Source organism: Streptomyces sp. NPDC058401, assembly GCF_042722885.1.
GTDB lineage: Bacteria > Actinomycetota > Actinomycetes > Streptomycetales > Streptomycetaceae > Streptomyces.
Genome location: NZ_JBHXKA010000135.1, coordinates 8916 through 21753, shown reverse-complemented (window position 1 = coordinate 21753; position 12838 = coordinate 8916). Strand labels below are relative to the sequence as shown.

The following is a 12838-nucleotide window of genomic DNA, read 5'->3' as shown; positions in this document are numbered from 1 at the left end:
GAGCAGGCCGTCTTCGTGTTGTGACCGCGATGATCGGCGGGGACGGGCCAATCACTGCTCGGTGCGGTGATTGGCCCTGCAGCCATCACTTCCTCAGGCAGCACAGAGCAATTGGATCCACTCCCTGCCCCGATGGCGGAACAGAAGATGCTCTCTACGACCGTCAGCCGCTGCGATACAGACCGTTCCACCCCGCCCATGCCCCGGAATGAACGCAGGTCTCTCCCGGGTTCTCGGTGAGACCTGCGTCCATTCCGGTATACCGGAAACGGGGTTGCCTAAATCGCTGCCGACACGGTCAGGACGCTGGCTGCAGCGACAAGCCAGAAGGGCCCATTGAGCTCGACGAGGTACAGATCAGGAAGCCCGGAGTGCCTTTTCAGCAACCCCTCAGCACCAGCCGGCCAGGGTGCGTCGCCGGCAGGCAGCTCAGCCACGGACAGGGAGTCGGCGAACGCCCCGTCCAAGTCCGTTGGCTTCTGCAGGGAGTAGGCGTGAACTCCTTCGAGATGAAGAACTATTGAGGGACGTTCGGCCTCTCCTAGGAGTCGCACTTCCAGCATGTCTCTGTCTCCGGAGGCAAAGAAGGAAACGCCGTCGACGAAGTGTCCTTCGTATGCCGACAGATATTCATTGAGGCGAGCGCACTCCGCCCGCATCTCGTCGTTCAGCACTTGACAGCTTCTCCGTGGTCGTGGGACAGCGTCTTGTTTCCACTCTCATCCCAGCGCTGGACCCCGTTCTTCTTGTTGGGGCCATTGTCGATGACGGAGGTGCGAGTGACCCGACCGTCACTGTCTCGGATGGTGACCTTGCCGCCATCTCCGCCCTGATAGGTCAAGTATCCGCCATTGCCGCCTTTGCCGTCGGACCAGCTCTTCAGGGTGAATCCATTTCTCTCCAAGTAGTCGTGAGCGTCGTCCAGCCGCATTCCCTGGAGATTTTGGATACGGGTGACATCCGGAGCGCCACCGTCATTGTGGACCAGGACCGGAGTGACTCCGGCCAGCACATAGTACGTATGGAGATCTTCGACGGTCAGGTTGTACGTCGTAGCGGTCGCCTGGTAGACGTGCGTGCCGGCGACCGTGACAGCCGCCCCCTCCTCCGAGCGAAGGGTCATGCCCGGTTTCAGCTGGTCGGCCTCAAGCCAGGTGTGCTCGGATTCCGACCAAAAACGGTGGTGGCCCGTGGTGGTGATGTTGCGCTTTCCGTCGTCCGTGGAGACGGAGATGTCCACGTAGGTCTTGTCGTCTTCGGTGAGGATGGTGGCGGTGACGGCTTTCGCCGCCGTCTCATCTGATTCCGGATCCGTTGCGAGTACCCGGTCATCGGGTTCGAGTTCTTCGATCGGCTTGGTGGAGCCGTCGGCCATGAGGACGTGGGTGCCAGCGACGAAACTGTTCGCCCCGCAGAACTTCGGCCGGGCCTTCCCCTTCAGGCCACCCGCACCGACCCTTGAGGCGAGACCCGCACCGAAGGCCATCCCCATGAGCTCGCCAGAGGTCGCCTCGTACAGGGGAGTGTCGATGTTCTTGCCGCTGAGGAGCGCCTCGACCGGCGAGTTGCACGACAGGAAGTCACAGTAGTGACCGCTGAAGTACTCGACTTCCTCTATGGAGGCCCCGTACAGCCACATCTTGTACGCGACCTGCTTGGAAACATTTCCGCTGGTCGGGTCGTACTTGACCATCATCCTGCGCAACTCGTCCTTGGACGTGTTGCTGGTGTTGCGGACGATCTTCTGGCCCGAGGTGAACTTCTCCACCGCGCGGTCGTACGACTGCTGGGCCGTGGCCGCCACTCCCCCGCCGTAGTGCTGACGGTACTGGCGGTTGATGGCCTGCTGTCGCTCCGTGGCCCTGTTCTGCGAGACGATCTGGTCGTACCGCTTGCCCTCGCTGATGATCGTCGTACCGCGGTTGCCGCACACGTACATGCCGCTGGCGCACTCCTCCAGCGCCATGCCCGACGGGTCCCAGTTGGAGACGGGGTTGCCGTTGGAGTACGTGTAGCCGTTCATCTGGAGCGGGTCGGTGATGTCGATGATCGGGTCCACCGACATGAACCGGCCGTTGGTCGCGTCGTACTCGCGGGCCCCGATGTGGGTCAGGCCGGTCGAGGTGTCGTCGATGCCGACACCGAGGAAGCCACGGCTGCCGGGCCAGTCGTTCACCACCCCGCCCCGGGTGTTGCCGTACGGGTCGGTCTTGCGCCGGACGACCTTCTGACCGGCGGACTGGTCGACCGAAGCCGTGCCCGTGTTGTGGTGGTCCGACAGGATGACGTTGAGCTTGTGTCCCGTGGCCTGGCCGTACGTGGTGCGGACGGTGGTGACGCCGGGACCGCCGTAGTAGCGGACCGCGTCGACGGCCCGGCCGGTCTTGTCGACGGTGATCTCGGCTTCGCCGAGGTAGAGGGTCCGGGAGCTTCCGGTCTCCTCGATCAGGCGGTTGCCGGCCGCGTCGTAGATGTACGTGGTGGTGTTGTCGAAGCTCCACTGCTGGGCCGGGACGCCGCCTGCGGCGCAGGCGTAGATGTGGAGGTCGTTGCCGTCGGCAGGATTGTCGTTGGGAACGGTGACGCACGCGTTCGCCGCGGCGTTGTAGAGCGTCTTGTCGGCGGGACGGTAGGTGAACGCCTGCTTGGTGCTTCCGTCACACGTCGCGAGACGGGCGTACAGACCGTCGGCCGTCAGGCACTTGCCCAGGGCTTGGACGGTGTTGCCGCTCAGCTTCCACTGCTGGGCCTTGGTCTCGTTGCAGGGGTAGATCTGGACGGGCGTGCCGTCGGTGAGGGAGCCCGACTGGACGTCGAGGCACTTGCCGGCCATGCCGACGACCGAAGCCGATCCGATCCCCGGGCTGCTCGCCGTGGTGAGCTTGTTGCGCCGGTCCCAGGTGAGGTTCTGGGTGTCGCCGCCGATCTTCCGGGTCTTGGTGTTGCCGGAGGCGTCGTACTCGTAGGTCGAGAGCGAATTGACCGTCGAATTGGCCGTCTTGAGGGTCTTCTCGGCCTTCGCGAGGGCGTGCGGCTGGGTCGTCGTGGGCGGCAGGGCGCCGTTCCCGGCGACGGTGACGCCGTAGGTGTACTTGGTCTCGTCGTCCAGGGCCGCGTTGGTGAGGTCGTGCTCGACGAGCTTGGTGCGGTTGCCGATCAGGTCGAACTGGTACTCCTGCCAGTGGCCGTCACCGTCCGGACCGGGCGTGACCTCGGTCAGGCTCGGGGCGGGGCAGTTCGCGCTCTTGGCCGTCCAGGCCTTGGTCAGCTGACCGACCGCGTCGTAGGTGAAGCACTGGCGGTCGACCCGGCCGCCGGTCTGGGTGTCCGTGATGGAGGTCGGGTTGCCGACCGTGTCGTAGGTGTAGGAGAGGGCCGAGATCCGGTTCGGGTTGGCGGTCTGGCGATCGCTGATGGCCTGCTGGAGCCGGCCCGAGTTGCGGTCGTACAGGTTGGTGGTCCACACCTGGTTCGGCGCATTGCCGGATGCCGTGCGCAGGACCTCGCCGTACGGGCTGTAGACGGTGTCGGACGTGTACCAGGAAAGGCCCGAGAAGGTCTTCGGCATGCCGTCCGCGTCGTAGCGCGTGATCAGCTTCTCCGCCGCGAGACCACCCGGCGTCGCGGGCACCGTCGTCGACTGGACCTTGCCCCGCGGGGTGTAGGTCGTGCTGTAGGCGTAGGTGCCCGCCAGCCCCTTCGTGGCGGGCACGTCCGGAATCGTGATCTTGGTGCCGGTGGGCCGGTACTCGGCGTCGTAGCCGGTGACCTCGTTCTTGTACTCCACCGCACCCTCGTAGTGGGTGGAGGTCACCGGCAGCCCCTTGGCGCCGGCCAGGGAGTCAAACGTCCACGAGGCGACCAGGGGGCCGTCCGCCGCGTTGTCGCGCAGCTCGGTCGTGCGGCCCAGTACGTCGTACGTCGTGAACTGGGTGCGCCCGCCGGAATCGGTGACGGAGACCTGCTGGTCGAGGTTGTTGTACGTGTAGGTCGACGTTCCGGTGTCGGGGTCCTCGGTCGAGGTCTTCCGGCCGCGGGCGTCGTAGGTGTAGGCCCACTTGTTCCCGGCGGGGTCGGTGACCTTCTCCAGCTTGCCTCGCCGGTCGAAGGTGTAGCGCGTGTCCTTCCAGGTCGTGAGGTCGGTCGCCGTGTAGTGCTGCACCAGCGAGATCCGGCCCGAGGTATCGGTCCAGGTCTTGGCCGCGCGGCTGCCGGACAGCGGCGTGGTGCCGTCGGGCGACATGCCGGTACGGGTGAGCGTCCAGTCGCCTTCGAACCTGCTCGTGCTGGAGTACTGCGGCACGTCGGCGTACAGGGTCGTCACGCGGACGGCACGTCCGAGACCGTCGTAGGCGGTCTTCGTGGAGTTCGGAACGTGGAAGACGGTCTCCGGGACGAAGATCTTGTCGTCCGGCTTGCCCTCCGCGTAGTAGCCGTTGTTGGTCTGGCTGACCGTGCCGTTCTGGTTGTAGAGGGTGTCGGTGACCAGGCGCCCGCCGCCCAGGGCGTCTGCCTGCGTCTGGCGCGGCCGCAGGCGGCCGTCGTAGATCGTCACGGAGCTGGCGTAGGTGCCGTTGTCGCGCAGGGTCCGGCTGGTGACGACCGGCGTCTGCTGCTCCCCGATCTGGTAGTCGAAGGTCTGCGCGGCCGGGTCGGTGGTCTTCTGCGAGGAGGTCCAGACGGCCGTGGTCCTGCCCAGGCTGTCGTAGGCCAGGGTGGTCTTGCGGGCGTTGGCGTCCGTGGTCTCCAGGACGGTGCCGCGGCCCGGATCGGCCTTGACGCTGTTCGTGTGACCGGCGGGGTTGGTCGTCTTCGTGCTGAACGGGACGCCTGCGGCTGGGGTGAACACCGTGCTGGTGGCGTTGCCGGCCGGGTCGTACACCTTGACGGTGCGGCCGAGCGCGTCGTACTCGGAGCGCGCGGTGGGCGTCCAGCCAGTGCCCGCGGCGTCGTTGCTCTCGACCTGGAAGGGCAGGCCCTTCACCGGCGCGGTCCCGAACGCGTTGAGCGCGTCGTAGGAGGTGCGCGTGTCGGAGACCAGGGGTGCGGTGGCGGCCTGGGCGCAGTCGCCGGTGGTGGCCCGCACCCGCTGGGGAAGGCCGATCAGGTGCTTGGTCGTGTTGTGCACATAGGTCGTGACCGTGCAGCTCTGGTCGCCCACGACCGACGCGCCCGCACCGTCCTCGGCGCGGGTCTCGGTCTGGGCCGAGGTCAGGAGTCCGTACGTGGCGTCGAAGGTGTTCAGCGACCGCCCGACGCGGAAGCCGGTGCTGACCGTCTGGATCGTGTCCGTACGGGACACGTTGCTGCGGTAGGCCTCCAGCGGCGTGGTGCCGTCGCGGGGGCGGGTGGCGGTCTTCTGGCTCCACGGCCAGGTCAGGACGCGCTTGTCGACGGCGCCGCCGGCCTGCGTGTAGGTGATGGCCTCGGCGGCGCTGCCCTGGTACTGGGGCAGGTCCTCGCCGAGGGTCTCCTTGCCGGTGGAGTCCTTGACGGTGATCTTCGCGCGTCCCGCGTCGCCGGACATGCCGCGGAAGAAGCGCGTACGGCTCTGCGCCTCGACCGTTGCGTCGCTCTGGCCCGCGTTGGCCGTCGCGCCGCTCTTGGTGAGCACCGAGGCGTAGCCGCGCCACTGGCCGTACGTGCGCAGTTCGGGCTTGGTGAACTCGTCGGTGTCCTTGGCCCAGGCCGGGTCACCCTCGTAGGTGTAGCTGGTGACCACGTCGGGCTGGCGGGCGACGCGGTCCTTCTCGACCACGCGCTCGACGACGTACTTGTTGAACCAGGCCAGCGGGGGCTTCTCCAGCTCGCTGTCGGGCGACCAGTGGACGGGGAAGCAGCGGGTGGTGTTCTCCTCCGGCTTAGGGTGCGTGGTGCCGACCGCGCACGGGGCGGAGTAGTCCACGTAGACGTCGCCACCGGTCTCGGTGCGGATGGTCTCCACACGGAGGCGGTCGAAGTCCGGGGTGGCGTCGTTCGGGCCGGTCGCGACCCGGTTGGGCATGTCGACGAGGTTCGCCTGGAAGGTCACCGGCGGCAGCGTGACGCTCAGCTGGTTGCCGCCCTCGTCCTTACCGGTGCCGTAGCCGGTCCGGGTGATGGACTCCAGCCACAGGGGCGGGTGGGTGTCGGTGCGCTGCTTGGGGAACGACTGGGTGAGGCTCCAGCGGTCCACCAGGGACAGGGCGGTGGAGCCCTCGGTGCGCTGGCCCCAGGTGGTGACCGCGGTCAGGCGCTTGCGGGTCCAGAAGCTGGGCGAGGTGGTGAAGCAGTCCTTGGCGTCGGCCTTGCAGTGCAGGGCCGACGGGGTGTCCCACCAGGCCTGCTTGTCACCGTAGTTCTTCGACTCGAACTCGGTGTCCGTGCACTTCGCGGAACCCTCCTTGAGGCAGCGCTCGTCGAGGGTGAACTCGATCTTGGCCGCCGGGGCGCCGGAGAGGTTGGAGGCACGCAGACCGTAGGTGATCTGGCTCGGGTAGCCGCCGCGGACGTAGGGGACCTTCGCCTGGAACTTCTCGTTCTTGGCGTAGTGGTTGGTCTCCTTCTTCCAGTCGACGATCATCGCGTTGCCGTGGACGTCCTCGACGTAGTCGAGGTTCCAGCGCCAGCCCTGCACGCAGGAGGAATCCGCGAAGGCGGCCTGGTAGCAGGGCTCGCCCGAGTGGTTGCCGAAGACCGGGACGGTGAACACCGAGTCGGTCACGGCGCGGGTGCCGGCGCCGTCCACGTCGTGGCGGCCGAAGAAGTAGCGGGTGCCGTCGGGCGTGGTGACGACCCAGTACTCGCCGTCCTTGGCGCCGTTGGCGATGGTGGCGTCCGTCTTGCGCTCGACCTTGGAACCGTCGTCGGAGGCGGGGACCCACTGGCCGGAGGTGGCGTCCTTGACCAGCTCCGTGGTGCTGCCGCCGAGCGACATCACCATGTTGTCGCCGGCCCAGCAGAGGTCGCCCTTCTTCTTGTCCGTGGAGTTGTCGTTGTTGGGCTTGCCCGGCGCGGCCTTCAGGTCGTCCGAGCAGGAGCGGTAGCGCCGCTCGATGTAGCCCGGCTCGTACCCCCAGCCGTCACCGATCCAGGAGCCCTGGCTGTTGGCCGCGGACGTCTTGCCGTCCACGGACTGCGACGAGTAGGTGAAGGCCATCTTGGGCGCGGGCCCGGCGGGGGGCTCGGGGATGGTCAGCGGGTAAGACCAGGAGAAGTCACCGCTGTTGCCGCCGGAGGACCAGCTGCCGGAGGGCGCGAGCGGGGTCGCACTGTACGTTCCGCCCGGTCCCTTCCCGGAGTCGGACGCCGCGAGGACCATCGGTCCGCCGCCCCCGAGGGCCATGGTGCGCATGCCCTGTCCCGGAGCGGTCGCCGGGTCGACCGTCGCACGGACGGTGCCGGTCGCCGGGTCGTTGGTGCTGGGCACCGTCTTGGTCGTATTGCACTCCGGGAGCAGCGGAGTGGTCAGGAAGCACTCGGGGAGCTGCTTGATCTCCAGGCGGGTCGCCCAGTCGGTCCCGTAGAGGTCCTTGAACTGGCTGTAGTCCAGCTGGACGTCGACCGGGGTCGAGGCGTCGGCGGGCGGGGTGACTTTGATGAGGGCGCCGTCGATGTTGGCGGCCTCGGTCGCGGCGCGGGATTCGACCCCCACGGACCACGTGCCCGACGGGGCGGGCGGGGTCGGGTTGCTCTCGGTCGGCGAAGCCTTGCCGATGCTCACCGGCAGGGACCCGGCCTGCACGAGCTGGTCACCGGTCAGGGCGACGTCCGCCGTTCCCGCGGCGGGCGGGTTCAGCTTGGACGGCTCGAAATCCGCGGGCGGTTGGGCCGGTGCGCCGGACCATCCTTCGAGCTTGGCCGCCTCGATCTTGTCGAGCTTGGCCTTCAAGTCCGTTTGCAGGCCGGGCAGATCGACTCCCGCCCGGTTGCCCGGTGGAGCGGCCCAGGACTGGGTGGGCAGAAGGGATGCAACCAGCATCACGGAGACCGTGATGCCTATGCGCCCGGCAAGGCGCGCACGTTGAGTGCGCGCCTTTCCATTTCCGGGCAGGCGAAATCTGTCCGCCGACAACGGCGACATGTGGACCCCCCACGATCTGCCGCTACGGCGAAAACGCGCGCGCGGCAGGAGACTGACATAGTCCACCGATTCTGTGGCCCTGCGACCTGAAACACCAAGCTCGCTTTATTCATGTGGTGTTTATCACCTCCCTACATGCACAATCCCGCGACAACCGATGGAAACCCACCCCAATGCGCAGGGTGTTCGCCGATTTTCAGGCGTGCCCTTCGCGAACGGATGGCCCATGCTCAACTCGCGCGTCCGTCGCGCGAAGGGTGCGCGGGGAGCGGACTTTCGCGTTCCGGAATTGATTGCCTAAGTCGTTTGCGAGTACCGAAGGCTGCGCGAGCGCGAGCCCGAGGGGGGAGAGGACCGTCGTGGTTTTGAGTGGCTCCAAAGGCGGAAGACCGCCGATAGCCGTTTCCGAGGGTGCGGCCGACAGCGTGGCCGACGCACCCGCACGTCCGTGGTTCCGGCGTCGCAGGAATCTCGGGGGCGTGGCCGCACTGCTCGCACTCGCGGTGGCGGTACCGGTCGGCGTGCAGCTGCGCGGGGACGACGTCCAGGACGACAAGCCCGTGGTGAAGGACGCCGCCGGGCCGCTGGCGGCCCCGGAGGCCCGCAAGCAGGCGGAGGAGACCGGCAAGGAAGTCGAGGTCACGGCGGAGCGCAGTCCGAACACGACGACCTGGGCGCAGCCGGACGGGTCGTTCAGGAAGCAGGTCTTCAGCTCGGCGGTACGGGCGAAGGTCGGCGATGTGTGGAAGCCGATCGACACCAACCTGGCGAAGACGGAGGCCGGTTACGCGGCCAAGGCCGTGAACGGGGCAGTCGTCTTCAGCGCCGGTACGGCGGCCGCGGACGCGCGGGCCTCGCGTGGTGTCTCGCGTGGTGTGGTGCGTTCGGCGCTGACGGTGGACGAGCCGGGGCAGGTATGGACCGAGCTGGTCCGGTTGAACGTCGACGGTCATGACATGGCGGTGAGCTGGCCGGGCGTGCTGCCGGCCCCCGTCATCGACGGCCCCCGCGCCCTCTACGAAAACGTCCGCCCCGGCATCGACCTGGTGATGACCGCCCAGGACGGCGGCTACTCGCACCTCCTGGTCGTGAAGGACAAGCAGGCCGCAGCCAACCCGCTGCTCGCGCAGATCAACTACCGTCTGGCCTCCGCGGATCTGAAGTTCCAGCTGGACGCCGAGTCCGGTGCGCTCAGCGCACGCGATGCCAAGGACGAGGAAGTCGCGGGTTCGCCGTCGCCTTTGATGTGGGACTCGACGGGCAAGGTCGCCACCACCGATGACGTTCCCGCCTGGCAGCCCCCGAAAGCCGCCAAAGACCACCCGACCCTGGGGTTGAAGGGTCTGGCCGGTGCCGAGGGCGCGCACCTTTCAGTCGCCGCAGCCTCCCTCACCGAGAGCACCCTCTCGCTGAAGCCCGATACGGCGTTGCTGAATGCGGCGGACACCGTATATCCGGTGTTCGTGGACCCGTCGTTCAAGGGCCGCAAGAATTCCTGGTCGCTGCTCTACAAGACGGCCGGCGGCAGCAGTTTCTACAACGGCCAGAACTACAACGCGTCGGGTACGAACGAGGCGCGTGTCGGTTACGAGTCGAGTTCCGGTGGAACTTCCCGCTCCATCTTCAATTTCGAGTTCGGCAGCCAGCTCCACGGTGCGGGAATCCGTACCGCGGTCGTGCGTGCTCTGCAGACCTACTCGTGGTCGTGCACGAAGAAGCCCGTGGACATCTACTCCACCTACCTGGTGACCTCCTCCAGTACGTGGAACAACACCACCGGCTGGTGGGGCAACAAGGTGGCCTCGGAGGACGCCGGTTACGGCTACAACTCCTCCTGCCCCGACAACTGGGTCGCCCCCGACATCAAGGGCCTGGTCACCCAGGCCGCGAGCAGTGGCTGGACGGGACTCGCCCTCGGGTTCAAGGCGCCGAACGAGTCGGACTCGTACTACTGGAAGAAGCTCCTCGCCAACGGTGAGTCGGCTCCGTACCTGGAGATCACCTACAACACCCCGCCCGACATCCCGGTCGCCTCGAACATGAACACCAGCCCCGGTGGGGCGTGCCTGACCAGCGGGAACGGCACCAGCATCGGTAAGACCGACATCAACTTCCAGGTCAAGGGCACGGACCGCGACGGGAACCTCAGCAAGCTGCAGATCGAGGTCTGGGACGCGGCCTCGGGCGCGAACGTCCACAACGAGTGGATCGCGGTCAACAGCGACCAGACCGTCAACCGCACCGTGCCGTGGGCGAAGTTCACCTCCGGCCGCAAGTACTTCTGGCTCGCCCGCGCCGTGGACTCCGACGGCTACGGCGCCCCCGGTTCCGGACCCGCCGACTCCGGTGGCGGCGGCTGGTGCACCTTCACCGTGGACCACGTCGCCCCGGCCAGCCCCGCGGTGAAGTCCACCGACTTCCCCGTCCCCGGCCCTGACGGCGCCGAGTGGAGCGTCAACCCGGCGAGCACCCCCAACCAGAGCATCGAAATCCGCGGCAACGGCACCCCCGCCGGAAGCATCCGCGAATACCAGTGGGCCCTGAACCACCCCACCTGGGACAACAAGATCACCCCCGGTGCCGGCACCGACCTGGCCACCATCAAACTCCAGGCCGACCTGGCCGGACCCAACGTCCTCTACGTCCGCACCGTCGGCACCTCGGGGAACGTCTCCACCCAGACCGAGTACCTCTTCTACGTCCAGGCACGTCCCGGCACCGACACCCCCGGCGACGTCACCGGCGACGGCAGCCCCGACATCCTCGCCATCGACAAGGACGGCAACCTGCGCACCTACGCCGGTGACAAGAAGGGCGACACCGACGCCTGGATCCCCGGCGCCGTCGAGAACGGCAAGCCCGTCGCGCCCGGCTACTTCAAGGACCCGTCCGGGACCACGCCCGCGCTGATCGGACACGCCACCGACTGGCATCCCGGCGACGGCATCACCGACCTCATCGCCCGCATGCCCGACGGAAAGATCTACATCTACCCCGGCACCGGCACCGGACAGTTCGACGTCGGCCGCCGCCAGGAAATGCAGATGCCGAGCAGCGCACCCGACGCCTCCACCCTCCGGCAGATCATCGTCACCGAGGACGCCGACGGAGACGGCCTGGGCGACCTGTTCGCCCTGGACGCCGACGCCTTCTGGGCGTTCTCCGGCTACACCGGCTCCAGCTTCGCCTCCTACCGCAAGATGGCCACCGGCTGGGCCGCCCGCGACCTCGTCGGCGTCCGCGACGTCTCCGGGGACAAGGTCCCCGACCTCCTCTTCCGCGACAACTCCAACGCCAACCGCACCCTCGCCCTGCGCAAGGGCAAGCCCGGCCCCAACGGCATCGGAGCCGACCTCACCTCGCTCCAGTTCGCCGCCAACGCCGCCGACGGCATCGACAACACCTACTCCACCACCGGCTGGCTCCGCGCCCCCATCCCGATGCTCCTTGGGACGTCCGACGCGACGGGCGACGGCATCCCCGACATCTGGGCCGTCGGCTCCGGCACCGAGGGCTACCAGTGGCTCTACGCGGGCGGTGCCACCACCGTCGGCGCAGCCAGCGGCCGCGACGAGGACGGCTGGAACACCTTCCTCACCATCGGATAACCGGGCCCGACCCGCAGACCCGTACGAACAGCGGCGCCGCATGTCCGCGACCCGCGCCCGCTCCGCCTGCTGCTCGTGCAACGGCGGCGCCGCACTGCGCAGCTGGGCCGTCGGGCCACCTCGGCGCTGGACCGGAAGCGGCGATTCCCGGCGCGGGCGGCGCCCGGCCATCGACTCCCCGCCGGAGGCACCCGCGGCTCCGGCCACGGTGATCTGCACGCCCTGGTCCGCCAGCGCCTGCAGCTCCGTACCGGCCCGGTCGTCGTGCGCGGGCGGCTCGTCCGTCACCAGCCGGGTGATCACATCGGTCGGCACGGTCTGGAACATGGTGTCCGTCCCGAGCTTCGTGTGGTCGGCCAGGACCACCACCTCCGCCGCGGCCTGCACCAGCGCCCGGTCCACGCTCGCGGAGAGCATGTTGGAGGTGGACAGCCCGCGCTCGGCGGTGAGGCCGCTGCCGGACAGGAAGGCCCGCGAGACCCGCAGCCCCTGGAGGGACTGCTCGGCACCGCTGCCGACCAGCGCGTAGTTGGACCCCCGCAGGGTTCCGCCCGTCATCACCACTTCCACCCGGTTCGCATGGGCCAGCGCCTGTGCGACGAGCAGCGAGTTGGTGACGACGGTGAGTCCGGGCACCCGGGCGAGCCGGCGGGCCAGCTCCTGGGTGGTGGTGCCGGCGCCGACGACCACGGCCTCGCCTTCTTCGACGAGTCCGGCCGCGACATCGGCGATGGCGGTCTTCTCCGCCGTCGCGAGATGGGACTTTTGCGGAAAGCCGGATTCACGCGTGAAACCGCCCGGCAGTACCGCACCGCCGTGCCGGCGGTCGAGGAGTCCTTCTGCCTCCAGTGCCCGCACGTCCCGCCGTACGGTCACTTCGGAGGTCTGGACGACGCGGGCGAGCTCCCGGAGCGATACCGCTCCGTTGGCCCGCACCATTTCGAGGATCAATTGGCGACGTTCTGCAGCGAACACGAAACTGACAGTAACCCCAACGACCATCTGCTTTCAGCTCTTTGCGCCGGAATTCCGAAGTTGTCCATACCGTAGGGCAACTAGTGGTATACGCGGTCGGGGCGCCCCGCCCGCCGCCCCCGGCGGGGGCCCCCCCCCCCCCCAAAACCCGACGCACAAAAGGGGGGTGGAGGGTTTTATCCCCAGGGGGACA

At 67.8% G+C, this 12838-nt stretch carries 3 protein-coding genes and 1 pseudogene; 1 reads left to right on the top strand and 3 read right to left on the bottom strand.

Translation table 11 applies throughout. The annotated features are described in order from the left end of the window. Window positions 1-278: 278 nt before the first annotated feature. Window positions 279-674 (bottom strand): hypothetical protein, encoded by a 396-nt coding sequence (locus ACFWNV_RS33130; protein ID WP_383954223.1) that lies wholly within the window; start codon window positions 672-674, stop codon window positions 279-281. Continuing rightward, complete coding sequence (locus tag ACFWNV_RS33125; protein WP_383954221.1) at window positions 668-7960, bottom strand: ricin-type beta-trefoil lectin domain protein; 7293 nt, start codon at window positions 7958-7960, stop codon at window positions 668-670. The genes ACFWNV_RS33130 and ACFWNV_RS33125 overlap by 7 nt, the downstream gene beginning before the upstream one ends. Window positions 7961-8541: 581 nt before the next feature. Between ACFWNV_RS33125 and ACFWNV_RS33120 the strand changes: the two genes are divergently transcribed. Next, window positions 8542-11670: a DNRLRE domain-containing protein gene (locus tag ACFWNV_RS33120; protein ID WP_383954219.1), complete on the top strand. Its 3129-nt coding sequence runs from the start codon at window positions 8542-8544 to the stop codon at window positions 11668-11670. 30 nt (window positions 11671-11700) lie between these two features. On the opposite strand, the pseudogene ACFWNV_RS33115 reads toward ACFWNV_RS33120, so the two are convergent. Further along, window positions 11701-12609: pseudogene (locus ACFWNV_RS33115) on the bottom strand (DeoR/GlpR family DNA-binding transcription regulator); the annotation flags it as partial. Window positions 12610-12838: the final 229 nt, after the last annotated feature.

Bases quoted from the DNA above. Each gene is read 5' to 3' on its own strand.
- ACFWNV_RS33125 (WP_383954221.1), bottom strand. From the start codon at position 7,960: ATGCTGGTTGCATCCCTTCTGCCCACCCAGTCCTGGGCCGCTCCACCG.